General features: G+C 70.2%; 27 protein-coding genes. 14 read left to right on the top strand and 13 right to left on the bottom strand.

Features of this window, described 5'->3' with window-relative positions:
• Positions 1-10 precede the first annotated feature (10 nt).
• The 3 genes from B378_RS0105830 to B378_RS0105820 all read right to left on the bottom strand — a co-directional run bounded on the left by B378_RS0105830 (position 11) and on the right by B378_RS0105820 (position 2,376).
• Positions 11-505 carry a phosphopantetheine adenylyltransferase gene (locus tag B378_RS0105830; RefSeq protein ID WP_017342877.1) on the bottom strand — a complete coding sequence of 165 codons (495 nt, stop codon included), beginning with the start codon at positions 503-505 and terminating at the stop codon, positions 11-13.
• 75 nt (positions 506-580) lie between these two features.
• Positions 581-1,201: a winged helix-turn-helix domain-containing protein gene (locus B378_RS0105825; RefSeq protein ID WP_017342876.1), complete on the bottom strand. Its 621-nt coding sequence runs from the start codon at positions 1,199-1,201 to the stop codon at positions 581-583.
• 95 nt (positions 1,202-1,296) lie between these two features.
• The gene (locus B378_RS0105820) at positions 1,297-2,376 is read right to left on the bottom strand and encodes a glutamate--cysteine ligase (protein ID WP_017342875.1); all 1,080 of its coding nucleotides are present in this window, start codon (positions 2,374-2,376) and stop codon (positions 1,297-1,299) included.
• A 401-nt stretch (positions 2,377-2,777) separates the two neighbouring features.
• Between B378_RS0105820 and B378_RS0105815 the strand changes: the two genes are divergently transcribed.
• Both B378_RS0105815 and B378_RS0105810 read left to right on the top strand, forming a co-directional pair.
• Positions 2,778-3,881 carry a sulfite exporter TauE/SafE family protein gene (locus tag B378_RS0105815; protein ID WP_017342874.1) on the top strand — a complete coding sequence of 368 codons (1,104 nt, stop codon included), beginning with the start codon at positions 2,778-2,780 and terminating at the stop codon, positions 3,879-3,881.
• A gap of 26 nt (positions 3,882-3,907) precedes the next feature.
• The gene (locus tag B378_RS0105810) at positions 3,908-4,345 is read left to right on the top strand and encodes a universal stress protein (protein ID WP_017342873.1); all 438 of its coding nucleotides are present in this window, start codon (positions 3,908-3,910) and stop codon (positions 4,343-4,345) included.
• 144 nt (positions 4,346-4,489) lie between these two features.
• Here B378_RS0105810 and B378_RS0105805 read toward each other — a convergent pair whose 3' ends face one another.
• Both B378_RS0105805 and nth read right to left on the bottom strand, forming a co-directional pair.
• Complete coding sequence (locus B378_RS0105805; protein WP_017342872.1) at positions 4,490-5,044, bottom strand: DoxX family protein; 555 nt, start codon at positions 5,042-5,044, stop codon at positions 4,490-4,492.
• Between the two features lie 157 nt (positions 5,045-5,201).
• Positions 5,202-5,885 (bottom strand): endonuclease III, encoded by a 684-nt coding sequence (gene nth / locus B378_RS0105800; protein WP_017342871.1) that lies wholly within the window; start codon positions 5,883-5,885, stop codon positions 5,202-5,204.
• Positions 5,886-6,008: 123 nt separating this feature from the next.
• Between nth and B378_RS0105795 the strand changes: the two genes are divergently transcribed.
• The 6 genes from B378_RS0105795 to trpG all read left to right on the top strand — a co-directional run bounded on the left by B378_RS0105795 (position 6,009) and on the right by trpG (position 12,234).
• Entirely contained in the window at positions 6,009-7,292 is a 1,284-nt protein-coding gene (locus B378_RS0105795; RefSeq protein WP_017342870.1) for a tRNA pseudouridine(54/55) synthase Pus10, read from the top strand.
• A gap of 113 nt (positions 7,293-7,405) precedes the next feature.
• Positions 7,406-8,107: a universal stress protein gene (locus B378_RS0105790; RefSeq protein WP_017342869.1), complete on the top strand. Its 702-nt coding sequence runs from the start codon at positions 7,406-7,408 to the stop codon at positions 8,105-8,107.
• A 140-nt stretch (positions 8,108-8,247) separates the two neighbouring features.
• On the top strand, positions 8,248-9,300 hold the full coding sequence (gene trpD / locus B378_RS0105785; RefSeq protein WP_017342868.1) for an anthranilate phosphoribosyltransferase: 1,053 nt from the start codon (positions 8,248-8,250) through the stop codon (positions 9,298-9,300).
• Positions 9,300-9,944 (top strand): phosphoribosylanthranilate isomerase, encoded by a 645-nt coding sequence (locus B378_RS0105780; RefSeq protein WP_017342867.1) that lies wholly within the window; start codon positions 9,300-9,302, stop codon positions 9,942-9,944. Before trpD ends, B378_RS0105780 begins: the two co-directional genes overlap by 1 nt.
• Positions 9,941-11,644 (top strand): anthranilate synthase component I, encoded by a 1,704-nt coding sequence (gene trpE, locus B378_RS0105775; RefSeq protein WP_017342866.1) that lies wholly within the window; start codon positions 9,941-9,943, stop codon positions 11,642-11,644. Before B378_RS0105780 ends, trpE begins: the two co-directional genes overlap by 4 nt.
• Positions 11,641-12,234: an anthranilate synthase component II gene (trpG, locus tag B378_RS0105770; RefSeq protein WP_017342865.1), complete on the top strand. Its 594-nt coding sequence runs from the start codon at positions 11,641-11,643 to the stop codon at positions 12,232-12,234. Before trpE ends, trpG begins: the two co-directional genes overlap by 4 nt.
• 12 nt (positions 12,235-12,246) lie before the next feature.
• Here trpG and B378_RS0105765 read toward each other — a convergent pair whose 3' ends face one another.
• The 6 genes from B378_RS0105765 to B378_RS0105740 all read right to left on the bottom strand — a co-directional run bounded on the left by B378_RS0105765 (position 12,247) and on the right by B378_RS0105740 (position 18,073).
• Positions 12,247-12,921 (bottom strand): molybdenum cofactor biosynthesis protein B, encoded by a 675-nt coding sequence (locus B378_RS0105765; protein WP_017342864.1) that lies wholly within the window; start codon positions 12,919-12,921, stop codon positions 12,247-12,249.
• 43 nt (positions 12,922-12,964) lie between these two features.
• On the bottom strand, positions 12,965-13,381 hold the full coding sequence (locus B378_RS0105760; protein WP_017342863.1) for a hypothetical protein: 417 nt from the start codon (positions 13,379-13,381) through the stop codon (positions 12,965-12,967).
• 120 nt (positions 13,382-13,501) lie between these two features.
• Positions 13,502-13,717: a hypothetical protein gene (locus B378_RS0105755; protein ID WP_017342862.1), complete on the bottom strand. Its 216-nt coding sequence runs from the start codon at positions 13,715-13,717 to the stop codon at positions 13,502-13,504.
• Positions 13,718-13,809: 92 nt separating this feature from the next.
• Positions 13,810-16,005, bottom strand: a complete 2,196-nt coding sequence (locus tag B378_RS0105750; RefSeq protein WP_017342861.1) for a PAS domain S-box protein — start codon at positions 16,003-16,005, stop codon at positions 13,810-13,812.
• 108 nt (positions 16,006-16,113) lie between these two features.
• On the bottom strand, positions 16,114-17,352 hold the full coding sequence (locus B378_RS0105745) for an NAD(P)/FAD-dependent oxidoreductase (protein ID WP_017342860.1): 1,239 nt from the start codon (positions 17,350-17,352) through the stop codon (positions 16,114-16,116).
• Positions 17,353-17,494: 142 nt separating this feature from the next.
• Positions 17,495-18,073 (bottom strand): DUF1684 domain-containing protein, encoded by a 579-nt coding sequence (locus B378_RS0105740; RefSeq protein ID WP_017342859.1) that lies wholly within the window; start codon positions 18,071-18,073, stop codon positions 17,495-17,497.
• 156 nt (positions 18,074-18,229) lie between these two features.
• Between B378_RS0105740 and B378_RS0105735 the strand changes: the two genes are divergently transcribed.
• The 3 genes from B378_RS0105735 to B378_RS0105725 all read left to right on the top strand — a co-directional run bounded on the left by B378_RS0105735 (position 18,230) and on the right by B378_RS0105725 (position 20,497).
• Positions 18,230-18,826, top strand: a complete 597-nt coding sequence (locus tag B378_RS0105735; RefSeq protein WP_017342858.1) for a DUF6149 family protein — start codon at positions 18,230-18,232, stop codon at positions 18,824-18,826.
• Between the two features lie 105 nt (positions 18,827-18,931).
• The gene (locus B378_RS0105730) at positions 18,932-19,948 is read left to right on the top strand and encodes an AI-2E family transporter (RefSeq protein WP_017342857.1); all 1,017 of its coding nucleotides are present in this window, start codon (positions 18,932-18,934) and stop codon (positions 19,946-19,948) included.
• Positions 19,949-19,984: 36 nt separating this feature from the next.
• Entirely contained in the window at positions 19,985-20,497 is a 513-nt protein-coding gene (locus tag B378_RS0105725) for a TspO/MBR family protein (protein ID WP_017342856.1), read from the top strand.
• On the opposite strand, the gene B378_RS0105720 is transcribed toward B378_RS0105725, so the two are convergent.
• A complete protein-coding gene (locus tag B378_RS0105720) occupies positions 20,494-21,123 on the bottom strand; it encodes a GNAT family N-acetyltransferase (protein ID WP_017342855.1) in 630 nt (209 codons plus the stop codon). The genes B378_RS0105725 and B378_RS0105720 overlap by 4 nt on opposite strands.
• A gap of 70 nt (positions 21,124-21,193) precedes the next feature.
• Here B378_RS0105720 and B378_RS0105715 point away from each other — a divergent pair, with 70 nt between their 5' ends.
• Positions 21,194-21,769: a class I SAM-dependent methyltransferase gene (locus B378_RS0105715; RefSeq protein ID WP_017342854.1), complete on the top strand. Its 576-nt coding sequence runs from the start codon at positions 21,194-21,196 to the stop codon at positions 21,767-21,769.
• Positions 21,770-22,228: 459 nt separating this feature from the next.
• Here the strand turns inward: B378_RS0105715 and B378_RS0105710 are convergent, their stop codons facing one another.
• The gene (locus B378_RS0105710) at positions 22,229-23,680 is read right to left on the bottom strand and encodes an ATP-binding protein (RefSeq protein WP_017342853.1); all 1,452 of its coding nucleotides are present in this window, start codon (positions 23,678-23,680) and stop codon (positions 22,229-22,231) included.
• 106 nt (positions 23,681-23,786) lie between these two features.
• On the opposite strand from B378_RS0105710, the gene idi reads away from it, so the two are divergent.
• Complete coding sequence (gene idi, locus B378_RS0105705; protein ID WP_017342852.1) at positions 23,787-24,401, top strand: isopentenyl-diphosphate Delta-isomerase; 615 nt, start codon at positions 23,787-23,789, stop codon at positions 24,399-24,401.
• A 99-nt stretch (positions 24,402-24,500) separates the two neighbouring features.
• Positions 24,501-25,256 carry a DUF2064 domain-containing protein gene (locus B378_RS0105700; RefSeq protein ID WP_017342851.1) on the top strand — a complete coding sequence of 252 codons (756 nt, stop codon included), beginning with the start codon at positions 24,501-24,503 and terminating at the stop codon, positions 25,254-25,256.
• The last annotated feature ends 33 nt before the right edge of the window (positions 25,257-25,289 follow it).

Raw genomic sequence — 25,289 nt, 5'->3', positions numbered from 1 at the left:
TCGCCGCCCGTCATTCCGGTCGCGTCGCGCCCCGCCCCTCGCGGTCGGGGGTGAGGTTGCCGTGTTCGTCGATCTCGCCCGCGACGATCCGCGTCGAGGAGATGCGCTCGCCGTCCTCGGCGGCAACGTGGTCGACGACGATCAGGTCGAGCGGGTCGCGGCCGCGCTCGGTGCGGATCTCGTTGATCCGCTCGCCGCCAGCCTTCGTCTCGGGAGAGACGATCAGCGCGTCGAACTCCGGTTCGACCGCGATACCGGTCGGCTCCGTCAGCTCGCGGATCTCGTACTCGCGTCCGTGCGCCTCAGCCCGCGGGGCCAACTCTTCCTCCAAGTCGCGCTCGCGCCGGTCGTAGGGGCGGACGTACCGCTCGACGTGTCGGGTCTGCGGCGCCAAATCGTCGGAGGTGAGCCCGACCGTGACGTCACCCAGCTCGAACGCCCGTTCGAACAGCTTGCGGTGGCCGTCGTGAACGGGATCGAACGTACCCCCCAGCGCGACGTTCATGCCTCTCCGTTGCGCGGGTCGAACTTAAAACGTCCCGAACCGCGGTCGGACGAGGGGAAGTCGGTGCCGGTCGGCTCAGTTCGCCCGCTCGTCGTCCGCGTCGTCGCCGTCGGTGTCCTCGTCGCTCCCGCCTTCATCTCCGTCCGACGCCTCGTCGTCGCCGCCCTCGCCGTCACCGCTCTCGCCGTCCTCGCCGTCGACGGAGATCTGGACCGGCTCGGTGTCGCCGTCGGGCGACTCGCCGCCGAGCCGGCGGTCGAGGTTGAAGACGGCGTTCAGCTCCGCCTGGACGTCGCCGACGACGGTGCGGACCAGTTCGCTCGGCGCGATGGCCTCGTACTCGTAGGGGTTGTTGCCCGCGCCCTCCGCCTTCCGTTTGCTGCGCTCGACGGTGCCCTCGTCGTGGAGCTCGGCGAGCGCCTCGCGGACGGTGCTGGGGTACAGGCCCGTTCCGTCCGCGACCTCGTCGCTCGTGCTGTGGGGGTTGTCGCGGAGGTAGACGTAGATGCGCGCGCGGGTCTCGGTGTCGAGCAGCCACGCGAGCAGGTCGACGACGTTGTCGTCGAACCCCTTCACCGCCCTGTCGGCGCCCTCGCCGAGCCGCTCTTTCGTCTTCCGAAGCTCCTCGCGGGTCCGGTCCGTCGGCGACTCCTCCGGGTCGTCTCCCGGCTCGGTCGGTGAATCGTCCGTGGTCATGCCGGAAACTGGGGGCTACGCGGCCAAAAGCGTTTCTCGTCGCTTTCGTTCCGACGGAACTTCCGGGAGCGCCCCCGAGGCGTTCGATTCCGGGGTTAGGGGCTCACGAGGAGGTCCGAACGCAGCGCGTCGGCGCCCTCCTCGTCGCGGATCCGGCGCTGACGCGCGGCGCCGCTCTCGGCCTCGTACACCTCGCGGATGCCGTCGACTCCGAGCCGGTCGCACTCGGCGTCGACGACCTCGCCCAGCGCGGTCGTCCCCTCGCCGTCGCGGTCGATGAACGCGGCGTCGTGGCCGTGCCGGATCGCGCGCCACTTGTTCTCGTCAAGGAGTTCCCGGCGCAGGGTCGGGAGCGACTCGCCGTCCGCGTACCGCTCGGCGTAGTCGACGACCAGCGCGCGGACGTACTCGGCGAGCGCGAGCGTGACCTCGGGGTCGCGCTGCGCGTCGGGCGCGCGCACCTCCACCGTGCCGTGGCCGGTGTGGGGGCGCACGTCGAACCACAGCTCGCCGCGGTCCGCGATGGAGTCGGTCTCGACCATCCGGCGCTCGTACCGCCGGAACGCGTCGAAGTCGTCGAACGCCGAGGGGATCCCGGTGTTCGGGAGGTTCTCGAACACCTTCGCCCGGGCGGAGGCGAGCCCGGTGTCGAAGCCGTTCCAGAACGGGGAGTTCGCGGACAGGGCGAGCAGCACCGGGGAGTGCCACCGCAGCCGGTTCGCGACCCACACCGCCTTGTCCGCGTCGTCGACGCCGACGTGGACGTGGAGCCCCGCGGTCGTGTTCCGGTGTTGGGGGTACTGGATGCGGTCCAGCTGCGCCTGATACCGCGGCTTCTGGACGTGGTCGAGCTCGCGCCACTTCGCCGCCGGGTGGAGGCCCGCGGCCGCGATCCGATACCCGTCCGCGGCGGCGTGATCGACGAGCGCCTCGCGGACCGTCGCGAGCGCGTCCGCCGCGTTCGCCGGGTCCTCGATCGTCTCGGTCTGGGCCTCTATCGTACACTCGAACAGCTCGTGGTCGAACCCCTCCGGCACCGCCGCTGGCGGGTCGCGGCCGTACACGAGGTCGTCGGTCCCGGACGTGGGGTAGCCGTCGGCATCGACGATGTAGAACTCCTCCTCGATGCCGAGCGTCCCCATCCGGGAGAACGCGTCCCGCGAACCGAGTTCCATTACGCCTCCGTTCCGCCCGCGCGGTCTTATATGGATTGGAACCCGAAACGGAGCGGCGGGTACCGGCCGTTCGAGTACCCGGCAACTCAGGAACCGGCCCCGACGCCCCCGCAAGGGTTGACGCGCGTCGCGGAAAGGAAGACCCCGGGAGAAACGCCTGGGACTCTCCGCTGTATTTGTATTTTTGATTATAAATTCTCCGAAACGGAGATATTTTATATACGAATTCCTGATAAGCGGGTCACACGTGTTCCCACGATTGAACCGGCACCGCGACGGATTCTCGGGGACTCCACACCGGACGGGAGGGTTCGTTCGGAGATCGACTCGCCCGTCGGTTACTGGCGGGATCCAACCGCTCACCGTCGATCGCACGGCGATAACTTGATACACTGTTACCGATGAGCGCAACTCGATCCCAACGGCTCCAGAAGTCGTTCCTGAAGTATCAGCACATATTCGTCTTCGCGGCGCCGGCGGTGTTCGTGGCGCTGGTGCTGTTCGCCGCGCCGACCGGGGGAGGTAGCGGGGCGGACTACTGGCTGGAGTACTGGTGGCTGTTCCCCTTCTTCCTGCTCGGGGCGACGACTGTCAACACGGTCGGAATCAGCGGTTCGGCGCTGTTCGTACCGTTTCTGATCTTCGTCTTCCCGCTGCTGGCGGGGGAGACGCTCACGCCGGAGACGCTCGTAAAGGTGGGGCTGATCAGCGAGTCGTTCGGCCTCTCGGCCTCGTCGATCGCGTTCATCCAGTACGGGCTGGTCGACCGGCGGCTGGCGCTGACGATCGTCGTCGGGAGCGTCCCGTTCGTCATCGCCGGGGCGCTGCTGTCCTTTTTCATCCCCGAGCCGCTGTTCCACGCGGCGCTCGGCGCGGCGCTGCTCGTCGCCGGCTACCTGATGCTCAACGCCGACATCGGCCACGGTGAGCCGGACGAGAGCGACGACGCCGTCGCGGCCGACGGCGGCGCGCCGGCGGAGCTCCCCGACGACGACGAGAAGCTCGGTCCCGCGGGCGTCAACGCGACGGACGAGGGCGAAGTCACCCGAGTCGACCGCGAGGGCGACACGTACGAGTACTCCTGGTCGGGATACCTCGAACGGTTCGCCAACTACAGCGTCGGCGGGACCTTCCAGGGGCTGGCCGGCTTCGGGAGCGGCGAACTCGGGATCATCTCCCAGCTCCGGACCGGGGTCCCCACCCGAGTCGCCATCGGGACCAACCACATCATCGTCGCGACGACGGCGATCCTCGCCTCGCTCGTCCACGTCTTCGGCGGATCGATACTCGGCGCGTTCGGCGTCGGCGGAGTCCACTCGCTGAGCCTCGCCTCGACGCCGTGGAACATGGTCGTGTTCACGGTCCCCGCGACGGTCACGGGCGGACAGATCGCTCCGTACGTCTCGAACGCGCTCGACACCGGAACCATCCAGAAGGGCGTCGCCGGCCTCTTCGCCGCCATCTCGCTCGCGCTGTTCCTGATGGCCGGCGGAGCCGGGATCTGATACGGGCGGACACACAACACCCACACATGTACGATCACCTACTCCTACCGACCGACGGAAGCGACGGGATGTCGACGGTCGCCGAGCACGTCGGCTCGCTCGCCCGGCAGTACGACGCGACGGTCCACGCGCTGTCGGTCGTCGACACGCGCAACCGATTCGAAGGCCCGAACATGGGGCTGGGAACCGAGACCTGGGAGGACGCCGAGCGCGAACGCGCCGAGCGGGCCGTCGGCGACGCCGCCGACGCGATCCCGGGCGAGGTCGCGGTCGAGCGTCACGTCGAGTCGGGCGTCCCCCACGCCGAACTCCTCGACTACGCCGACGCGGCCGACGTCGACCTCATCGTGATGGGGACACACGGCAGAACGGGGATCGACCACTACCTGATCGGCTCCATCGCAGAGCGGGTCGTCCGGCAGTCACCGGTCCCGGTGTTGACGGTCCGCATTACCGAGGAGTAAGCCTCCGCGTCACGGTCGCATCCGTCGATAGCTCGAACGCGAAACGCGGGTCCGGTCGCACCGGACGCCGATATCGAAAACGAGTCGGCGGCGCGGGTCGCGCGCCGTCACTCCGATCCACCTCGCAGCGGTGACCGTCCCCGTTCAGCCGAGGACGTACCGGAGCTTCGGGAACTTCTCGACGAGCGCCTGCCCGCCGACCTCGATCTGCTCGATGTAGGCGTCGAGGCCGAGGACGCGGCCCGCACCGAACGCGGCGACCGTGAGGAACACGACCGCGTAGATCAGCGTCGACTCGAACAGTGCGAGCGCCTCGCCGCTCCAGCCGCCGAGGTAGAACAGCATCATCTGCACGGCACCGCCGAGCGCGGCCAGCCGGACGAACGCGCCGGCGATGAGCGCGACGCCGATGAGCACTTGCGTGACCGGGACGACGACGTTGACGATCTCCATCAGCGCCGCGTTCGACGCCATGGCGGCGTAGATCCCGCTGACCGGACTCGCCGAGCCGATGTTCGCGAGGTAGCCGGCCGCGTCGAACGGCCACTCGGAGACCTTGCCGAGGCCCGCGAACAGGATCATCCCGCCGATGGTCGCCCGGAGCAGGACGATGAACAGCGCCGACAGCGAGTGCGCCTTCCCTAACAGCGTGACGCCGCCGAACTCTCCGCCGAACTCGTTTGTGGTTTTGGTGGACATTGTGTCTCTCCTCACCTACGGATACGCCGGATTCCCGTATAAATCGAGAAGCGAGTTCCCCCTCGGCGGGACGAATTCGGCGGGTTCCCCGCATCTGCCGGGTCTTTATATACTACTACCCGAACACTATCGGTTCGCTCCGGCTCCCACGCGTCGCCTACCACGCCTCGCCGCTCGCGAGGTCGACCTCCGAGTCGCCCTTCTCGGAGGGGCAGACGTCGGCGAGCGCGCAGTCGGCGCAGTCGGGGTTGATCGCGGTGCACGTCGCGCGGCCGTGGTCGATCATGAGGTGCGTGAACTGCTGCCAGTCGCTCTCGGGGACGATCTCCAACAGGTCCTGCTCGATCGCCTCCGGGCGCTCTTCCTCCGTAATCCCGAGCCGGCGCGTGAGCCGCTGGACGTGGGTGTCGACGACGATCCCCTCGACCACGTCGTGGCCGTGCTGGAGTACGACGTTGGCGGTCTTGCGGCCGACGCCCGCCAAGTCCGTCAGCTCCGACATCGTGTCCGGCACCTCGCCGTCGTGCTCCTCGGCGATGTCCGCACACGCCGAGCGGATGTACTTCGCCTTGTTGTTGTAGTAGGTGATCGAGTTGATCGCCTCCGCCAACTCCTCTTGGGGCGCGTTCGCGTAGTCTTCGGGCGTCTCGTACGTCTCGAACAGGTCGGCGCACACCGCGTTCACGCGCTCGTCCGTACACTGCGCCGAGAGGATCACCGCGATCAGCAGCTCCAGCCGGTTCGAGTAGTTGAGCGAGATGGTCGAGTCGGGGTACTCCTCGTAGAGCCGCTCCAACACCTCGGCGACCTGCGCCTCGCGCGAGTCGAGTGGCGTTCCCATACGATCCCCTCCGCCCGGGCGACATTGAACGATCCGACTGCGGCGTTCCCCCCGCGGCCCAACCGGACGACGGTACCCCGGCCGAGTAGTAAGACAGTTACCACGCGCCGCGTTTGAGGGCGTATGGACGTACTCGACGTCGCGGCGCGCGCGACCGAGACCGGACCGGTGTGCGACGCCTGTCTCGGCCGACTCGTCGCCGACCGGAGCTTCGGGCTGTCGAACGCCGAGCGCGGCTCGGCGCTCCGGGTGTCGCTCGCGCTGCGCGACGACGAGGACCACGAGCCGGTCGACGTCGCGGACTGCTGGGTGTGCGAGGGGCGCTGCGCCGAGTTCGACGAGTGGGCCGACCGCGCCGCCGAGGCGGTCGAGGGGGTCGAGTTCGCCACGTACAACGTCGGCACGCGCCCGCCGCCGCTGATCGAGGAGAACGAGGCGCTGCTCCGCGCAGACGTCGGCCTCGACGAGGACGCGGGCGAGCCGTTCAAGTCGGAGTTCAACCGCGAGGTCGGCAAGCGGTTCGGGCGGCTCACCGACACCGAGGTCTCCTTCGACCGCCCGGACGTCCAGTTCACGATCGACTTGGCCGAAGACGAGGTCGACGCGAAGGTGAACTCCACGTTCGTCTACGGCCGGTACCGCAAACTGGAGCGCGACATCCCGCAGACCGAGTGGCCCTGCCGCGAGTGTAAGGGCTCGGGGCGACAGGGCGCGGACCCCTGCGACCACTGCGGCGGCTCCGGCTACCTCTACGACGACAGCGTCGAGGAGTACACCGCGCCGGTCGTCGAGGACGTGATGGACGGGACGGAGGCGACGTTCCACGGCGCGGGCCGCGAGGACGTCGACGCCCTCATGCTCGGCACCGGACGCCCGTTCGTGATCGAGGTCGAGGAGCCGCGCCGGCGCCGGGTCGACACCGACCGCCTCCAGTCGGACATCAACGCGTTCGCCGACGGCGCGGTCGAGGTCGAGGGGCTCCGCCTCGCGAGCTACGACATGGTGGAGCGCGTGAAGGAGCACGACGCCGCAAAGCGGTACCGCGCGCAGGTGACCTTCGACGCCGACGTCGACGCCGACGCCCTCGCCGAGGCGGTCGAACAGCTGGAGGGGGCCACCGTCGAGCAGTACACCCCCAACCGGGTCGACCACCGCCGCGCGAGCATCACGCGCGAGCGCGACGTGTACGAGGCGACCGCCGAGCTCGACGACCCGCGCCACGCGACCGTCGAGATCCGCGGGGAAGGGGGCCTCTACATCAAGGAGCTGATCTCGAGCGACGAGGGCCGCACCGAGCCGAGCCTCGCCGGCCTGCTCGGCGTCGGCGCCGAGGTGACCGCGCTCGACGTACTCGCGGTGGAGGGCGAGGACGAACCGTTCGAACGCGACGAATTCTTCCGAGAGTAGCGCGCTCCGGACGCCGGGTCTGACGCCCCGCTCCTCCTCACGGCGCGCCGTCCGGAACCGGTACCGAACCGGGAACCAACGGGATTTATCTGACGAGCGTCAGACGTTCACGTATGAACGGGAGCGACGCCGACGGCGGAAACGCCCGAGAAGGCGGGACGCGAAACGGCGGCGCCCGCGGCGGAGCGGGCGGTTCCGCGGGGACCGGGGGCGCCGGTCACGCGGGCTCGCCGGCGGTCGGTGACGCCGTGATCGGCCCCGCGGTGGAAGACGCGGGAGACGCCCCCTCCGTCGCCGACGTGTCGCTGAACGGCGCCAACCGCGCGGACCGCCCCGACCGGGTCTCCTCGGTCCTCGTCGCCGTCGGCCCCGGCCCGCACTCGGGGGCGACCGTCGACGCCGCGCGCGAGATCGCGGCGGCGACCGACGCGTGGCTCGAACTGTTCCACGTCGTCCCCTCGGACGCGGCGCTCGCCGACGCCGGCCCCGACGAGGACGCCTCCGGGACCGCCGTCGCCGCGGGCGACCCGGGCGCCACGGACTACGCCGCGGCCGGGGAGCGGCTCCTCAACGCGGCCGAAGAGCGGCTCGGCGGGTTCGACCGCGCGGACCGCTGGCTCGTGGAGGACCGGACCGCGGCGGGCGCGGTCGTCGAGCAGTCGGCGTACTACGACCTGGTCGTCGTCGGCGCGCCGACGACCGGCACCGTCGGCCGCTTCGTCTTCGGCTCCACCACCGACACGGTCGTCGGCGACGCCGAGGTCCCCGTCGTCGTCGTCGAGGCCGACGGGTCGACAGCGCTCGACGCGGAGTAGGGAGGTAGCCGGCGCTCCCGACAGTAGCCACGTACCGTCTTCCGTTCTCGTCGCGTGTTACCGATTCCCGGACGGCGACAGCGTTAAATTAGTGTACATACTTGTACATCACAACGCGGAATACTACATCGGTGGACACAATGAATCTCAACGACACGGTCGAGCGCGTGACGGACGGGACGGATCTGAGCGTCGAGGAGGCGCGCGAGGCCGCGCGGCTCGTCTTCGAGGAGGCGACGGAGGCCCAGATCGGAGCGCTGTTGGCCGCGCTCCGGACGAAGGGCGAGACCGAGGCCGAGATCGCCGGGTTCGCGCAGGGGATGCGCGACGCGGCGCGCACGATCGAGCCGGACCGCGAGCCGCTCGTCGACACCTGCGGCACCGGCGGCGACGACTACGACACGATCAACGTGTCGACGACCGCGGCGATCGTCGCCGCGGGGGCTGGCGTGCCGATCGCCAAGCACGGCAACTACTCGGTCTCCTCTTCCTCCGGGAGCGCGGACGTGCTGGAGGTCGCGGGCGCCGACGTCGAGGCCGAGCCGCCGGCCGTCGAGGACGCGATCGAGGAAGACGGGATCGGGTTCATGCTCGCGCCGGTGTTCCACCCGGCGATGAAGGCCGTCATCGGCCCGCGCAAGGAGCTGGGGATGCGGACGATATTCAACGTCCTCGGCCCGCTCACCAACCCCGCGGGCGCCGACGCGCAGGTGCTGGGCGTCTACGACCCCGACCTCGTGCCCGTCATCGCGCGGTCGCTCGCGCACATGCCCGTCGAGCGCGCTCTCGTCGTCCACGGCGCCGGCATGGACGAGATCGGGATTCACGACGAGACGGTCGCGGCCGAGGTCAACGGTGAGGAGGTTCGGGAGTTCACGATCGCGCCCGAGGACCTCGGCCTCGACTCGGCCCCGATCGACGCGGTCGCGGGCGGGAGCCCCGAGGAGAACGCCGCCGACCTGCGCGGGATCGTCGACGGCTCCGTCACCGGCCCGAAGCGCGACCTCATCCTCGCGAACGCGGGCGCGGCGATCTACGTCGCGGGCGAGGCCGACACCCTCGCGGCGGGCGTCGAGCGCGCGGCCGACGCGATCGACTCCGGCGCGGCCGCCGAGAAGTTCGCGGCGCTGTGCGGTGACGGCGATTCTATCGGCGACGGCGTCGAGACCGCGACCGCGGAGGACGACGACTGATGGCGCGGGTGAAGATCTGCGGGATCACCGGGGAGGCCGACCTCCGCGCCGCGGTCGACGCGGGCGCCGACGCGGTCGGCGTCATCACCGAGGTCCCCGTCGACTCGCCGCGCGAGGTCGACCCCGCCGAGGCGGCGGAGCTGCTCGCGGACGTGCCCCCGTTCGTCACCGCGACGCTCGTGACGATGCCCGACTCCGCCGAGCGCGCGGTCGAGCTCGCCCGGACGGTCGCGCCCGACGCGATCCAGCTCCACGGCGAGTGGACCGCCGACGAGCTCCGGTTCATCCGCGCGGAGACGGAGCGGCGTGTGCTGCTCACGGTCGACGCCGACGACCCGGCGCGCGCCGAGGAGCTCGACGGCGCGGTCGACGCCTTCGTCGTCGACTCGACCGACGACTCGGGCGCCGGCGGTACCGGCGAGACGCACGACTGGCGAGCGACCGGCGAGCTCGCCGAGCAGCTCACCACGCCCGTCGTGTTAGCGGGCGGGCTCACGGCCGACAACGTCGCCGAGGCGGTCCGGGTCGCCGACCCCTTCGCGGTCGACGTCGCCTCCGGCGTCGAGATCGAGGGCGGGCGGAAGGACCACAACGCGGTCGCCCGCTTCGTCGCGAACGCGGGCCGGGAGATGGAGCTGGCATGAGCGACGCGGGCCCCTCGCTCGACCGCTCGAAGGCCGAGTTCGTCGAGCTCGCCGCCGACGCCGAGAAGCCGGTCGTGGTCCGCGCGTCGGCCTCGCTCGATGCCGACGTCACCCCGCTCGGCGCGTACGCGACCCTCGTCGGCGAGGGGCCGTACGGGTTCCTCCTCGAATCGGGGGAGAAGGTCGCCTCCAGCGACCCCGACGGCGCGTTCACCTCGGGCGGGAAGGCGGACAGGCACGCCCGCTACTCGTTCGTCGGCTACGACCCCGAGGCGATCGTCTCCGTCCACCCGGACCGCACCGAGGTGACCGAACTCGGGCCCGCGGCCAGGTTCGTGGGTGAGGGGTCGGAGAGCGCTGCCGCCGATTCAAGCGCCGACGACCCGAGCGCCGGGGGAGACCTCGGCCCCGACGCGGGCGACGCGGTCGACCGCGTCCGCGCGGCGTTCCCGGACGTGAGCCTCCGGGGGTTCCCGGACACCGACCGCCAGATCCTCTCTGGCGGGTTCGTCGGCTTCCTCGCGTACGAGGCGGTGTACGACCTCTGGCTGGAGGAGGTCGGCGTCGACCGCCCCGAGACCGAGTTCCCCGACGCGGAGTTCGCGCTCACGACGCGGACCGTCGTCTTCGACGAGAAGGAGGGCGGCGCCGAGCTCGTCTTCACCCCGGTGATCGGCGTCGACGACGACCCCGCCGCGGTGTACGACGACCTGGTCGCGGAGGCCGAGCGCGTCGCGGCCGAACTGGCGGCCGCGTCGCCGCCGGATCCGGACGGGGTCAGCGTGCGCGAAGAGTCCGCCGACCCGCGCGAGGAGTACGAGGAGGCGGTCCGAACCGCCAAGCGGCACGTCCTCGACGGCGACATCTACCAGGGCGTGATCTCGCGCAGCCGCGAGCTCCGCGGCGAGGTCGACTCGCTCGGGCTGTACGCGGCGCTCCGCGACGTGAACCCCTCGCCGTACATGTACGTGCTTCGCCACGACGACCGGAGCGTCGTCGGCGCGAGCCCCGAGACGCTCGTGTCGGTCCAGGGGGACCGCGTCGTCTCGAACCCGATCGCGGGCACCTGCCCGCGGGGGACCAGCCCGGTCGAGGACCGGCGGCTCGCGGGCGAGATGCTGGCGGACGGGAAGGAGCGCGCCGAGCACACGATGCTCGTCGACCTCGCGCGCAACGACGTGCGGCGCGTCTCGGAGCCCGGCTCCGTCCGCGTCGAGGAGTTCATGAACGTCCTGAAGTACAGCCACGTCCAGCACATCGAGTCGACCGTGACGGGGACGCTCGCGGCCGACGCCGACGCGTTCGACGCGACGCGTGCGACGTTCCCCGCGGGGACGCTCACCGGCGCGCCGAAGGTGCGCGCGATGGAGATCATCGACGACCTCGAGACGACCCCGCGGGAGGCGTACGGCGGCGGCGTCGGCTACTACTCGTGGACCGGCGACGCCGACTTCGCGATCGTCATCCGGACCGCGACGCTCGACGAGTCGGGCGAGGAGTCGGTCGTCGGCGTCCGGGCGGGCGCGGGGCTCGTCGCGGACTCCGACCCGGCCGCGGAGTACGAGGAGACCGAACAGAAGATGGACGGCGTGTTGACCGCGATCGACCGCATCCGCGAGGACGCGGACGGCGAGGACGGGGACGGCGAGGCCGAGAGCGACGACGAGCCCATCGCCACCGGCACGGAGGCCGAGCGATGAGGGTCGTCGTCGTCGACAACTTCGACTCGTTCACCTACAACCTCGTCGAGTACGTCTCCGACCAGACGATCGACGGGGAGCCGGTCGCCGTCGACGTGTTCAAAAACACCGCCTCGCTCGCGGAGATCGAGGCCGCGGAGCCGGACGCGGTGATCGTCAGCCCCGGGCCGGGCCACCCGAAGAACGAGCGCGACGTGGGCGTGACGATGCCGGTGTTACGCGACCTCTCGCCGACGGTGCCGACGCTCGGCGTCTGTCTCGGCTTAGAGGCCGCCGTCTACGAGTACGGCGGGACGGTCGGGCACGCCCCCGAACCGGTTCACGGCAAGGCGTTCCCCGTCGACCACGACGGGGAGGGCGTGTTCCGCGGGCTCGACCAGGGGTTCCGCGCCGGCCGCTACCACTCGCTGGCGGCGACCGAGGTGCCGGACGCGTTCGCGGTGACGGCCACCACCGACCACGAGGGCGAGTCGATCGTGATGGGAATCCGCCACCGGGAACACCCGATCGAGGCGGTCCAGTTCCACCCGGAGAGCGTGCTGACCGGGTCGGGTCACGACCTCATTCGGAACTTCCTCACCGGAGTCTGAGGCGCCGGCGCGTCACTCGTCGCTCGTCGGCTCGTCGTCGGCCGCCTCGTCGTTGGTCGCTTGGTTTTCGTCCTCTTCCGCCTCGTCGAGCCCTCTGCCGGCGAGCCCGGCGAGATGGCCGACTTCCGGGAGGATGATCTCGTCGACGCCGAGCCGGACCGCGTTCTCGGAGCCCGGGAGACAGAACACCGGCGTGGCGGAGACGACGCCGGCGGTCGCGCGCGATCCGATGGTCCGCGTGCCCACCTCCTCGTAGGAGAGCCGGCGGAACAGCTCGCCGAACCCGGGAAGCGGCTTCGCAAGCAGTCCCCGGACCGCCTCCGGCGTGACGTCGTCTGGCGTGACGCCCGTTCCCCCAGTGGTCACGACCACGTCCGTGTCCTTCCGGCGGGCGAGGCGATCGACGGTCCCCTGGACGCTGTCGTAGTCGTCCGGGATCAGTTCGCGGACGACGACCTCGTGGCCCGTCTCCTCGAACGCGCCCGCGATGTAGTCGCCGGCCGGGTCCTCGTCCGTGCCGCGCGAGGACGACACCGTGACCACCGCGGCCGCGACCGAGTCGACGTCGTGGTGGTGGTGACCGTCGTGGTCGTGCTGATGGCCGTCACCGTCGTGGCCGTGCTGGTGACCGTGGTCGTGGTCAGAATGGTCGCCGCCGTCGTGACTGTCGTCGCCGTGGTCGGTCATACTCTCGCCTTCGGCGCCCCCGTCAAAACACCTCCCGGTCTCCTCAGGGCCAGTCGTCTCTGGCCTGTTCCTCGGGCGCCTCCTCGTCCGTCTCACCGGTGGCGAGCGTCCACCCCGCGGCCTCGGCCGCGTCCTCGACGTGGAGGAACTCCCAGCCGGTCGCCTCGGCGACCGCCTCGTCCTCGTCGTCGACGCCCACGAAGACGTGGCGGTCAGTGTCGAACTGCCCGCTGATGTTCTCCAAGCTCTCTTCGACGCCGCGCGGGCCGGAAAAGAAGTCCTGTCGCACGCGGTGTTTCCGCGTGAAGTTCGTGACGACGTAGGTGGGCTTCTCGCTGACGACCCCGACGTACTCGGTCCACTGCCGGGCGTTGTTGAACACCGCGTTGGGGTCCGCGAGCGCTTTCAGCGCCTCCAACTCGAACGCCAGCGTCATGTCTGTAGATCCGCCGCTGTCCATGCGACCCGCTTGCTCCCCACCGGCGAAAACAACTTCGCTTCCGGGCAGCCGCGCCCGCGCCTGCCCACCGCCGCGCGCCTGCCAACCGCCGCGCGACTGCGGCTCCTGACGCGACCGCCCTCACCGCGAGCGAACCTGGTAGTAGTCGGTGAACTTCACCACGTCGCCGTCGGCGAGGTCGCCGGTCTCCGGCGCCGTCCACGGCACGTCCGCGAGCTCCCGCACGACCCCCTGCTCGTCGTCGTCCAGTTCGTCGTAGTGACGGACCCGCGCGTCCGCCGGAACGCGGCCGGTGCGTCGGAGCCGCAGCCGTCGCCCGGTGTCTCTGAGTGACATGTGTTACCGTACATCACGATTAATCATAAGCGTTTCGCGGCGGACGCCACGCTGGTTCGGCTCGCTCGCCTCGCAAACGCGACGGCGGCGATTCAGTCGTCGGCGCGGGGGAAAGTGAGCGTCACCACGGTGCCGCGGGGCTCCGCGGCCGCGACCGCCGCGGAGCCGCCCGACTGCTGGACGACCCAGTAGACGAGCCACAGCCCGAGACCGCTTCCGTGGTACAGCGCGTCGACCGCCGTCCCGTCGACGAGGACGTCCCGGTTCATGCCGGTCAGCCCCGGCCCGTCGTCCTCGACGCGGACCTCGACCGCGTCGGGGTGGACTTCGACCGACACCGTCACCGTCGGTCGGTCGCGGTCGTGGTGTTCGACCGCGTTCCGGACCAGCTCGTCTATCGCCCGGGAGAGCCACGTCGTCGCGGACGCCGTCGCGACCCCGTCGTCCGGCACCGACGCCTCGACCGTCGCGCGCGGGAACTCCTCGGCCCGCGCCGCTACCACCTGTCGGGCGACGCGACCGACGTCGACGGGTTCGGTCTCCGGCGCGTCGCTCAGTATCTCGGTGATGTGATGGGCCTTCTCGCTCGTCTGTAAGAGGCCGTCGGCCCGCGACACGATGTACTCGGCCGCGTCCGCGGAGTCGGCGGCGCCCGCGGCGATCTGCTCCGCCCGTCCCCGGACGACCGTCAGCGCGTTCCGGAGGTTGTGCTGGAGGACCCGGTCGACGACCCGAAGCTGTCGCGCGCGGTTCTCGCTGTCGGTCACGTCCCGAAGCACGCCGACGACCCCGGCGGGCTCCCCGTCGTCGGGGCTATCGAGCGGGTAGTACCGGACGTCGAACGTCCGCGTGCCCCGGGTCGGGTGCGTCCGCGTCGTCCGGTACTCCACCGACTCGCCCCGGAGCGCGCGCTCCACCTGTCGCTCGACGTCCTCGTAGCCGTCCTCCGGGACGACATCGGCGAGCGTCAGTTCCGTCACGTCGCGGTCGCCGAGCCCGTGGTACTCGCGGTACTGCGGGTTCGCGAACAGGAGCCGCCCGTCGCGGTCGACCGCGGCGATGAGGTCCGTCGCCCCGTTGATCGCGCGCTCGTACCGCTCCAACTCCCGTTCGCGCTCCTTGCGATCGGTGACGTTCCGACAGATGGCGAAGGTGCCGGCCAAGTCGCCGTCGGCGTCGTAGTAGGGGTACCGCTGCGTGCTGAACGTCGCCTCCCGATCGCTTTCCGGAAACGTCGGCGAGACCTCGTACTCGGCCATCTCCTCGGCGTCGAGCACGCCTCGCCGGCGCTCGTCGACCTCGGCCGCCGTCTCCGCGTCCATGAAGGCGAACTCGTCGGTGCCGTACAGCGCCTCGCGGTCGACGCCCGCGAACTCGCTCACCGCCTCGTTCAACAGCTCGAACTCCCCGTCGCGGTTCTGGAGGAGGACGGGGTCGTCGAGCCGCTCGACGATGTCCCGGTACTGTTTCAGCTGGGCCATCGCCGCCTTCCGTGCCGTAACGTCCGTCTGGATCGCGACGAACCGCGACACCTCGCTGTCGTCGCCGAGTACGGGCGCGATCGTCTGGTGGGCGTGGTACGGCTCGTCGTCTCGCCGCCGGTCGATGATATCCTCCTCCCACACCTCGCCGTCCAGCAGGGTCGACCACAGCGAGTCGAAGTACTCGTCCGGCATCTCGCCGGAGTTGAGTATCGCCGGGGTCTCGCCGAGGACCTCCTCCGGCTCGTAGCCGGTGTGGTCGGTGAACGCCGGGTTGACGTACTCGATCGTCCCGTCGACGTCGGTGACGTAGATGGCGTGGCCGGCGTGTTCGACGAGGTTGCGGAACGTCTCCAGCGTCTCCCCGCCGACTTCCTCGACGCCGTCGCGAAAGACACCGGTATACACGGCGTCGGTGTCGTCGGTCTCCGCGTCGGGGTCGCCGTCGCTTCCGCCGCCCCCGCACCCCTCTCCCGTCGAGTGTTCGTGGAACCGGACCGAGAAGGTCACGGTGTGACCGTCCGCGTGTCTGATCGGTACAGAGAAGCTCCCGCGGTCGTCGAGCCCGTCGACCTGTGCGAACCGCTCGCGGACCGATCGGACGCGCCCGTCCGCGGCCTCCGAGGCGACGAGGGACGCGAGGTCGCGGCCGCGAAGGGCGGCCGGATCGTACCCGAGAACCGCCTCGGTGGCGGGGTTCGCGTAGACGATCGTCCCCTTCCGGTCAACGGAGACGACCGGATCGGAACACCCCTCGACGAAGGAGGCGAAGAAGTCGGCCGGAAGCCCTTGCGATCCGGGTGACATATAAACGAGATAGCGCGTCGACCGTGAAAAGCACCGTGGCACGTCGCTGGCCGCGCATCCGTCGCCGCGATCGGCGCTCGCCGAGACGGAGGGGACGGGGTCGGCGGGCTACTGCTCGGTCGGGGCCGCCAGGTCGTCGACGGAGAAGCCGGGCTCCATGAGGCGGTCCGTCTGGTCGCTCACGTCGCGCCCCTCGCGCATCAGCTGCTTGAACGCGGACTGCGGCGAGAGGTCGCCGATGAGCACGCCGCCGACCACCTTCCCGTCCTTCAGCGCGACGCGGCGCCACTCGCCCTCGGCGGTGGTCGCCTCCACCGACTCGTCGCCGAGCGTCGGGTGACCGAACGAGAGGAACGGGAAGTCGAAGTGCGTGATCGAGTACGAGGAGACCCACTCGAACGCCTCGCTGCCGTACTCGACCATGTTGCGGGCCGCGATCGTCCCCTGCTCCTTGGCCGAGCCCCACGAGCCGTTCTTCGCGTGCTCGCCGAGGATGAGGTCGTTGAACGTCGTGATGTCGCCCGCGGCGAACACGTTGTCGACGTTGGTGCGCATGAACTCGTCGACGACGATGCCGTCGTCGAGTTCGAGCGGGGTGTCTTCGACCAGTTCCGTGTTGAAGTTCAGCCCGATGGCGACGCCCGCGAAGTCGCACTCGTAGCGCTCGCCGTTCGGGTCGACCGCGGCCTCGACGTGGCCGTCGTCGTCGACCTCGAAGTGGTCCACGCCGGAGCCGAAGACGGGCTCGACGCCGCGCTCGCGCATCGCCTCGTGCATGATCTCCGCGCCCTCCTCCGAGAGCGCGTAGCGCCACCAGTTGTCGCCGCGCATCAGGTACTTCGCCTCGACGTCCTGCGCGCCGCAGATGGCCGCGAAGTCGATGCCGAGCAGCCCGGCGCCGACGATGACGCCCTTCTCTGCGCCCTCGACGCTCTCTTTGATCTTGCGAGCGTCCTGGAACGTCCAGAAGTGGTGGATCCCGTCGGCGTCCGCGTTCCCGACCGGGAGCTGCTGGGGCGTGCCGCCGACCGCGAGCAGGAGGGAGTCGTACTCGAACGTCTCGCCCTCGTGGGTGTGAACCGCGTCCGCCTCGACGTCGATGTCGACGACGACCGTGTTGAGCCGCAGGTCGACGTCGTGGTCGTCGTACCAGTCCTCCTCGTGGATCGAAATCGGCGCCTCGGGGAGCTTCCCCTTCGCGTACTCCTTGATCAGGATCCGGTTGTAGAGGGACTCACCCTCGTCCGTGAGAACCGTGATCTCGGCGTCGGGCGCTTCCTCGCGCAGCGTCTCGGCCGCGGACGCGCCCGCGATACCGTCACCGATGATCACGTACGAATCGCTCATGGCTCGGGGTTCGGATTCATGGTTAATGTGGGTTGTCATCCGCGTCTCGGGGCGTGAGAACCTCCCTCACCCGCGCCGAAGCGCGTGTCCCGATCCGCCCCGCGCGGTGGATCTCTCCCCCCGATCAGCGATCCGTCCCCGGTCAGTGATCCGCGCCCGCCGGCTCCGCGGGGAAATCCTTCTCGCCCGCTTCGATCGCGACGTCGAGCCAGTTCTCCGTCGGGACGAGCGGGCACTCGTACGCGTGGTTGTACGCGCAGGTCGGGTTGTACGCGTGGTTGAAGTCCACGATCCACTCGCCGTCGACGCGGTCGCGATCGGGCTCCAAGTCGAGGTATCGGCCCGCGCCGTACGTCGCCTCGCCGCTGGTCGCGTCGCGGAACGGCACCCAGAACCGGTCCGCGCCGTCGGCCGGTCGGTACGCCTGAAGGGTCACCGACTCCCCGTCAACCTCGAAGCGGAACTCCCCCCAGCGGCGGTACGTCTGCTCGCCGTCGGCGGTCGTCTCGACGGTCACGGTCTCCTTCTCGTCGTGTTCGTGGAGCGGGAGGTGGAACCGGAATGCCGGGTCCGGATCGAAGTACGCCAGCCCCGGGAACGCGTCGCCCCGCATCGCGACCGGCAGCGGCGACCGCGCCGAGTCGCGGAACTGCTCGATTTTCGCCTCCCGCTGTGCCTCCACCTGCGCCGCCCAGTCGTCGTCCGCCTCTTTCGATGCCATGTCTACCACAATATTGTTCGTAAAGCGCAATAACAGTTCCGCGGCGCGGTCGGCGTCGCGCACGAGCACGCGCCGCCCGCCGGTGGCGGAGAGGCGCGCACGTGCGCCGCGGTCGCGACGCCACAGATTCAAGAGCGTCCCGGCCCAACGACGCGTATGAAAATCCGGCAGAACATCCGCCACTGGGCCGCGAAGAAGGCGTTGACCACGCCGGTGGTCGGCGACGTCGCCAACGACAAGCTCGTCGACCTCCACACGAGCATCTTCCTCAACAAGGCCGACGAGGACCGGCGCGAGGAACGCCGCGACCACCTCGACAGCTTCTTCGACGCGACGATGGACACGTACGTCGCCGCCTTGGAGGCCGGCTACCCGGAGGCCGAGGCCCGCGAGATCACCCACGTCCAGGCGAACTTCGACTTCTTCAACCACGGCTGGACGGAGATGATGGAGATCCCGGGCGACGAGCTAGAAGCGCACTACCGCCGGTACGAGTCGTTCTTCTCGGAGTACGGAATCACGATCGACGACCCGCTCGGCGAGTTCCGGCCGGCGGCGGGCGTCGTCGAGGCGCCGGAGACACCCGAGAAGCTCGACGAGCCCGAGTACGAGAACGCCTTAGCCGGCTTCGCCGACGACGTGTACGTCGAGACCGACGACGGGGAGACGGTCGTCGGCGGCGACACGGAGGAGCCGGACGAAGTTGACGCCGCGACCGCGCCCGGCCTCGACGAGGACGAGGCGAGCGCCTGAGCCTTCCGGCTCTCTTTCATTCCCTTCTAACGCCGGTTCCGCGCGGGTCGGCGGTCGCGCGCGTTCGCCGACCACGTTTATACTCCGCCGGAGACACGGGGGCGTATGAACCGCGGGCAATCGTTCCTCCTGCTCCTCATGGGGTCGGTCGCGCTGTTGACCCTCTTCGTCATCCTGCCGTTCGTCGAGTACGTGATCGCCTCGGCGATTCTCGCCTTCATCCTCTACCCGTTCCATCGCCGGCTCACCCGCTGGCTCCGGAAGCGCGTCTCGAACCGGTTCGGCCAGATGCTGTCGGCGCTGACCCTCATCCTCTCGTCGATCGTCGCCGTCATCCTCCCGCTCGCGTACATCACCTGGGTGTTCGTCCGCGACCTCACCGCGATCGCGGCCGGCGAAACGGGGATAGACGTCGCCGCCATCGAGGCCGAGATCGCGGCGGTCACGGGACAGGACCCGGAGGTCGGCGACCTCCTCCAAACGATCGGCGAGCTCCTCGTCCAGACGCTTTTCGGCGGGTTCAGCGGCGTGTTGAACACGGCGATCCGCGCGTCGGTCGGGCTGTCGCTCGCGCTGTTTTTGGTGTACTACACGCTCATCGACGGGCCGGCGTTCGTCAAGTGGATCCGGGCGACGAGCCCGCTCCCCTCGGCGGTCACCGCCGACCTCGTCGACCGCGTCAACGTGATGACCCGCGGCGTCGTCATCGGCCACATCTCCGTCGCGCTCCTCCAAGCGTTGGTCGCGGGACTCGGGCTGTGGGCCGCCGGGATCCCGAACGTGGTGTTCTGGACGTTCGTGATGGCGGTGTTGGCGCTGTTACCGCTCATCGGCGCCTTCTTCGTGTGGGGGCCGGCCGCCGCGTACCTCGTGATCGTCGACCAGGTGACCGCCGGTATCTTCCTCGCCGTCTACGGCGTCGCGGTGATCGCGATGGTGGACAACTACGCCCGCCCGCTCGTCATCGACCAGCAGGCGCACCTCAACCCGGCGATCATCCTGCTGGGCGTGTTCGGCGGCATCTACTCGGTCGGGTTCACCGGCCTCTTCGTCGGGCCCATCGTGATCGGGGTGCTCGCGGCGACGCTGGAGACGTTCCGCGAGGACTACGACGCGATCTGAGCGGGATTTAAGCCCGCACACCGCGAACGGCTCCCTATGGCGACGACCGCGACCTCCCGACTCCCCGACCGCCGGGACGCCCTCCTCATCGCCGGCGCGGCGATCACGGTCAACCTGATCGGCGCGCTCGGCGTCCCCTTCACGACCACCCAGAGCGCCTGGTTCGCGGCGCTGGAACTGCCCTCCTTCTACCCGCCGGGGTGGGCGTTCGGCGTCGTCTGGCCGATCCTGTACGCGTTACTCGGTGCGGCGGCCGCCCTCGTCTACCTCGCTGGCCGCGACGGGGGAGCGCCGGCGGGGCGCGTCTGGACCGCGCTCGCGCTGTTCGGCGTCCAGCTCGCCGTCAACGTGGCGTGGTCCCCGGTGTTCTGGGGGCTCGAACGCCCCGACCTCGGGCTCGCCGTCCTCGTCGTCCTCCTCCCCTTGGTCGTCGCGACGATCCGGGCCTTCGACCGCGTCGACCGCCGCGCCGCGGCGCTGCTCGTCCCCTACCTCGCGTGGGTCTGCTTCGCGACCGCGCTCAACTACGCGATCTGGTCGCTCAATTAGCGCCCGTCGCGCGGGGACCGGTCGGGGTCGGGCGGCCCGCGCTCCAGCCGCTCGGCGACGAAGCGGCGCTCCGCCCCGCTCAGTTCCCCGTCCGTCTCGCGGAACGCCGCCAGCCCCTCGCGGTACCGCTCCGGGTCCACGTCGGCGGGCGCCGCCGCGGGGCGCGCCAGCTCCAGCTCGGCGATCCCCGTGCGCTCGCCGGTGTACGCGAAGCCGCACTTGTGGCACGCCTCGTACGCGAACGGGTTGTTCACGGCGATCTTCACGCGCTCGAAGCCGGCGACCGCGAGGTCGGCGACCGTCTCGCCGATCAGCCGCGGGCCGATCCCCTCGCCGCGCCGCGCGGCGTGGACCGTAACGTACCGCAGCCGGCAGGTCGCGGGGTCGGTCCGGTCGGGCGAGAAGGAGACGGCCGCGACCACGTCCTCGTCGAACGCCTCGGGGTCGACCGTGTCCGGCAGCGGCTCGTCCGGCTCCCAGTCGGGCGCGGCCGGGTGCCCGTCGGGCGTCCGGATCACCGACTTCCCCGGCGCGCCGACGACGAACTTCCCGGCGTACGCGAACGCCCGGTAGTCGAGCCGGAGGGTCTCTCCCTCGTCGGGCGGACACACGAGCGCGTACTCCATGGGCGTCGTACGGCGGCGAGAGCGTAAATAGGGCGGTGGCTCTTTGTCCCTCGCCGCGCTCGGTTCGCCCATGTACGGAGTCGGCGACGTGGGCTTCTTCGATCGGGTGGCGCCGCTGTACGACCTCGCGATGCCGCCGGCGGACGGCGAGGCGCTGGCCGCCGGCCTCGACCACGCGACGCGGCCGATCGAGCGCCTCCTCGACGTCGGCGGCGGCTCGGGCCGCGCGGCGGCTGCGCTGACCGGTCCGGAGATCACGGTCGTCGACGCCTCCGTCGGGATGCTCTCGCGGGCGCGTCGCGGCCGCGGGCTCGCGGGACTCGTAGCCGATGCGGGCCGGCTTCCGTTCCAGGACGCGAGCGTCGACGCGGTCACGGTCGTCGACGCGTTCCATCACCTGCCGGATCAGGACGCCGCGCTCGCGGAGGCGGCCCGCGTGCTCGCGTCAGGCGGCGCGCTCGTCGTCCGCGATTTTAATCCGGACCACCCGCTCGGGCGACTGCTCGTCGCCGGCGAGCACGCGATCGGGATGGAATCGCGGTTCCGGCCCCCCAGCGAGCTCGCGGCCGCGATGGACGACGCCGGGCTCGACCCGCGGATCGTCGACCGCGGGTTCGGCTACACGGTCGTCGGCGTTCGACGATAGTCGGTCAGTACAGAGAAAGAGACAGCCGATCGGCGGTGCCGTGGCGCGTGCCTCCGAGTGGCCGCCGAAGGCGGCCGCGAGGAGCACGCGCGAGGGAGTCAGTCGCCGGAGCGAAGCGGAGGCGACTGACGAGGCTGGGGAGGCGTGAGGTGCTGGGCGGAGCGGTGCGGGGTGGGATCCGAAGGGGCAGCCGCGAGGCGGGCGTAGACGACGCAAGGACCGCAGGAACGAGCGGAGCGAGTGACGAGGACCGCAGCGAGTGTACGCCCGCCTCGCGGCTGGGGCTTCGGCGGTGTTCGTGTCGATCGGCCCCTTATAAATAGAGATGTATTGCCTCGCGGTTGGGGCTTCGGCGGTGTTCGTGTCGATCGGCCTTTTATAAATGGAGATGTATTGCCGAGCGGCTGGGGCTTCGGCGGTGTTCGCGTCGATCGATGTCGATGAATCCGGTCGTTTGCCTCAGTCCTGTGTCCGCCCCTGTGGCTCGGCGCCGCGGGTCGGGTCCGGAGAGTCCTCGTCGTGGCCACCCTCCCCGCCGTGGTCGTGGTCGCTATGATCGTGATCGCCGTGGTCGTGGGCGTCGTTCGACCCCGTTTCGCCGAGGACCTCGGCGCCTTCCCCGTCGATCATGTCCATGTTCTTCAGGTTGTCGCGTTCCTCGAAGTCCTCGACGGCCTCCATCACGTCGGCCTGCGTGATCGTCATCCGGTCCTCGGTGAGCGCGCCGAGGACGGCCTCGCGGAGCACCATCCGGAGGTCGGAGCCGGTGAGCCCGCTGGTCCGGTCGGCGACCTCCTCGGGGTCGAAGTCGGCGATCTTCATCTCCTTGGTCACGACGCGGAGGATGTCCGCGCGCATGTCGCGGTCCGGCTTGGGGAAGTTGACGATCTCGTCGAACCGGCGCCACGCGGCGGCGTCGAGCTGGTCCGGGTGGTTCGTCGCACCGATGAGGAGCACCTCGTCGCGCACGAGCGACACCTCGTCGATCGACTTCAGCAGGGTGTTGACCGCGCGCTTCAGGGCGGCGTGCTCGTCCGAGCGGCGGGTCTTCGCCACCGAGTCGAACTCGTCGATGAAGAGGATACAGGGGGAGAGCCGCTTGGCGACCTCGAAGCTCTTCTCGACGTTCTTCGACGTCTCGCCGAGGTACTGGCTCGTGATCATCGAGAGCTTCACCTCGACGAACGGGAGCCCGAGCTCGTGGGCGAGCGCGCGCGACACGGTCGTCTTCCCGGTGCCCGGCGGGCCGACGAACAGCAGCTTCCCGATCTCGCGGAGGCCGATCTCCGCGAGGTACTCGCGGTGTTCGATCGCCTTGACGATCTTCTGGATCTCACCCTCCTGATCGCCGGTCAACACGAGGTCGGCCAGCGTCGTCTCGATCTCCTCGGGCGCGCGGACGTTGACGAGGTCGAGCATCTCCCCGTCCTCGTCCTCGTCGAAGTACTCGGAGAGCAGCGCGTCGATCCAGACGCGGTCGGCCTGGACCGGCCGCACGTCGTCTCTGGCCTCCTCGCGGGTCACCGGCGCCGTCAGGTCCTCGGCCGCCTCCATCGCGGCGACGAGCGTCGGGTTCCCGGCGAGCCGGTCGTCGTCCGCGTGGTCGCGGTACCACTCCAGTCCCATCGCGGGCTGGGTCAGGGAGATCTCGCCGGAGAACTCCGTGCGTTGGGTGAAGAGGAGGTCGGAGACCGCGTCCCACGGCCGCTCGACGCCCGTGGCGGTGCGGGTGGTCTCGTCGGTCGCCTTCAGCGGTCGCTCCACGCCGCCGGGGGCGTCGTCGGCGGCGTCGGCCGACCAGAACACCTGCCGGAAGCGCGGAGGCAGGTCGTTCTCGTCGAGGTCGCGGTCCTGCGTGTAGAAGTGCGTCGTCAACACGAACTCGACGACGTCGAGCGCCGGGTCACTCATCCGCGCGAAGTAGCGCCGGGACGCGGTTAAGAGCGTCGAAGCGCCGGCGGGCGCGGGCGGACGCCGTATCGAATCCTTATTAGCGCTGGTCCGCGACGTACCGCGCATGAGTTCCGAAGACGCGGCCGCGCCGGGAGACCCCGTCGGCGACGGCGCGAGCGAGACGGGCGACACGAGCGACACCGACCACGAGAACGCGCTTCAGGACGTCATCGCCGTCGACCCCGACGACGTCGCGCAGGGCACGGTGAACCGGCTCGACGCGCACACCGGCGACGGGATCCGCCACCGCGCGTTCACCTGCCTCGTCTTCGACACCGACGGCCGGATCCTGCTCGCACAGCGCGCGCCGAACAAGCGCCTCTGGGACGGCCACTGGGACGGCACGGTCGCCTCCCACCCCGTCGAGGGGCAGTCCCAGGAGGAGGCAACCGAGCAGCGCCTCGAGGAGGAGCTCGGCATCTCGCCCGACCAGTACGACGACCTCCGCGTGACGGACAAGTTCGAGTACAAGCGCTACTACCCCAACGAGGGCGTCGAGTGGGAGGTGTGCGCGGTGCTGAAGGTGACCCTCGACGACACCTCGCTCGACCCGGACGACGACGAGATCGGCGGCATGCTGTGGGCCGACTACGACCACCTCCACGAGAACCCCGCGCTGTACCGGCAGCTCCGTCTCTGCCCGTGGTTCGAGATCGCGATGCGGCGCGACTTCTCCTGAGCGGTCGGTCCGTTCCGTGGCCGGGGCGCCCCCGTCCGCGCGCGGTCTCTTCTCGAACCGAAGCGGCGACTTGAAGGCGCTCCCGCGCCGCGATCCGGTATGACCGTCGTCGCCCTGCTGGCGAACCCGCCCCGCGAGGGGCTCGTCGGAACCGCGATCGCCGAGTCGACGCCGCTGTCGCCCGCCGAGGCGGCCGACCTCTACGAGGCGCAGTTCCGCGACGCCGTCCTCGCGGTCGAGCGCTCGGGCGGCGAGCTCCTCGTCAACTACCCCGACGAGGAGCAGTTGCCCGCCGAGCATCGGACCGAGACGAGCCCGGAGGCCGAACTGCGGACGCTCGTCGCGGACACCCTCGGCGGCACCGACGAGGTGCGGTTCGAGCGGCAGGTCGGCTCCTCGTTCGGCGCGCGCGCCGGCAACACCGTCACGCACCTGCTGCGCGAGGAGGGCGCCGACTCGGTCGCGGTCGTCACCCCGACCGCGCCGCTGCTCTCGCGGACGATCGTCGACTCGGCGGCGATGAAGCTCCGGACGACCGAGGTCGTCCTCGGCCCCTCCTCGAACGGCCGGGCGTACTACGCCGGCTTCACCGAGCCGATCGACTTCGACGGCGCGTTCGAGGCGCCGGCGCTGCCGACGCTCGCGGAGCGCGGCCGCGACGCGGACCGCTCCGTCGACTTCGTGGAGCCGTCGCCCTCGCTGGAGACGGGCGACGACCTGCTCGACGTGGTGCCGAACCTCCGGGCGCGGTTCGCCGCGGAGCGCGTCGTGCCGGACTACACGGCCGCGTTCGTCCACGAGAAGGGGCTGGACGTGGTCGTCGAGGACGGCGAGGGGCGGCTGGTGCGGGAATAAAAAGCAGCACACCGTTTGATCACCAGTCGCCAC

It is taken from the genome of Halorubrum sp. T3 (genome assembly GCF_000296615.1).
In the GTDB taxonomy this organism is placed as follows: domain Archaea; phylum Halobacteriota; class Halobacteria; order Halobacteriales; family Haloferacaceae; genus Halorubrum; species Halorubrum ruber.
The sequence above is the reverse complement of the archived record's forward strand: the minus strand, read 5'-3'. Positions and strand labels throughout refer to the sequence as shown.

Bases quoted from the DNA above. Each gene is read 5' to 3' on its own strand.
- B378_RS0105830 (WP_017342877.1), bottom strand. From the start codon at position 505: ATGAACGTCGCGCTGGGGGGTACGTTCGATCCCGTTCACGACGGCCAC.
- B378_RS0105825 (WP_017342876.1), bottom strand. From the start codon at position 1,201: ATGACCACGGACGATTCACCGACCGAGCCGGGAGACGACCCGGAGGAG.
- B378_RS0105820 (WP_017342875.1), bottom strand. From the start codon at position 2,376: ATGGAACTCGGTTCGCGGGACGCGTTCTCCCGGATGGGGACGCTCGGC.
- B378_RS0105815 (WP_017342874.1), top strand. From the start codon at position 2,778: ATGAGCGCAACTCGATCCCAACGGCTCCAGAAGTCGTTCCTGAAGTAT.
- B378_RS0105810 (WP_017342873.1), top strand. From the start codon at position 3,908: ATGTACGATCACCTACTCCTACCGACCGACGGAAGCGACGGGATGTCG.
- B378_RS0105805 (WP_017342872.1), bottom strand. From the start codon at position 5,044: ATGTCCACCAAAACCACAAACGAGTTCGGCGGAGAGTTCGGCGGCGTC.
- nth (WP_017342871.1), bottom strand. From the start codon at position 5,885: ATGGGAACGCCACTCGACTCGCGCGAGGCGCAGGTCGCCGAGGTGTTG.
- B378_RS0105795 (WP_017342870.1), top strand. From the start codon at position 6,009: ATGGACGTACTCGACGTCGCGGCGCGCGCGACCGAGACCGGACCGGTG.
- B378_RS0105790 (WP_017342869.1), top strand. From the start codon at position 7,406: ATGAACGGGAGCGACGCCGACGGCGGAAACGCCCGAGAAGGCGGGACG.
- trpD (WP_017342868.1), top strand. From the start codon at position 8,248: ATGAATCTCAACGACACGGTCGAGCGCGTGACGGACGGGACGGATCTG.
- B378_RS0105780 (WP_017342867.1), top strand. From the start codon at position 9,300: ATGGCGCGGGTGAAGATCTGCGGGATCACCGGGGAGGCCGACCTCCGC.
- trpE (WP_017342866.1), top strand. From the start codon at position 9,941: ATGAGCGACGCGGGCCCCTCGCTCGACCGCTCGAAGGCCGAGTTCGTC.
- trpG (WP_017342865.1), top strand. From the start codon at position 11,641: ATGAGGGTCGTCGTCGTCGACAACTTCGACTCGTTCACCTACAACCTC.
- B378_RS0105765 (WP_017342864.1), bottom strand. From the start codon at position 12,921: ATGACCGACCACGGCGACGACAGTCACGACGGCGGCGACCATTCTGAC.
- B378_RS0105760 (WP_017342863.1), bottom strand. From the start codon at position 13,381: ATGGACAGCGGCGGATCTACAGACATGACGCTGGCGTTCGAGTTGGAG.
- B378_RS0105755 (WP_017342862.1), bottom strand. From the start codon at position 13,717: ATGTCACTCAGAGACACCGGGCGACGGCTGCGGCTCCGACGCACCGGC.
- B378_RS0105750 (WP_017342861.1), bottom strand. From the start codon at position 16,005: ATGTCACCCGGATCGCAAGGGCTTCCGGCCGACTTCTTCGCCTCCTTC.
- B378_RS0105745 (WP_017342860.1), bottom strand. From the start codon at position 17,352: ATGAGCGATTCGTACGTGATCATCGGTGACGGTATCGCGGGCGCGTCC.
- B378_RS0105740 (WP_017342859.1), bottom strand. From the start codon at position 18,073: ATGGCATCGAAAGAGGCGGACGACGACTGGGCGGCGCAGGTGGAGGCA.
- B378_RS0105735 (WP_017342858.1), top strand. From the start codon at position 18,230: ATGAAAATCCGGCAGAACATCCGCCACTGGGCCGCGAAGAAGGCGTTG.
- B378_RS0105730 (WP_017342857.1), top strand. From the start codon at position 18,932: ATGAACCGCGGGCAATCGTTCCTCCTGCTCCTCATGGGGTCGGTCGCG.
- B378_RS0105725 (WP_017342856.1), top strand. From the start codon at position 19,985: ATGGCGACGACCGCGACCTCCCGACTCCCCGACCGCCGGGACGCCCTC.
- B378_RS0105720 (WP_017342855.1), bottom strand. From the start codon at position 21,123: ATGGAGTACGCGCTCGTGTGTCCGCCCGACGAGGGAGAGACCCTCCGG.
- B378_RS0105715 (WP_017342854.1), top strand. From the start codon at position 21,194: ATGTACGGAGTCGGCGACGTGGGCTTCTTCGATCGGGTGGCGCCGCTG.
- B378_RS0105710 (WP_017342853.1), bottom strand. From the start codon at position 23,680: ATGAGTGACCCGGCGCTCGACGTCGTCGAGTTCGTGTTGACGACGCAC.
- idi (WP_017342852.1), top strand. From the start codon at position 23,787: ATGAGTTCCGAAGACGCGGCCGCGCCGGGAGACCCCGTCGGCGACGGC.
- B378_RS0105700 (WP_017342851.1), top strand. From the start codon at position 24,501: ATGACCGTCGTCGCCCTGCTGGCGAACCCGCCCCGCGAGGGGCTCGTC.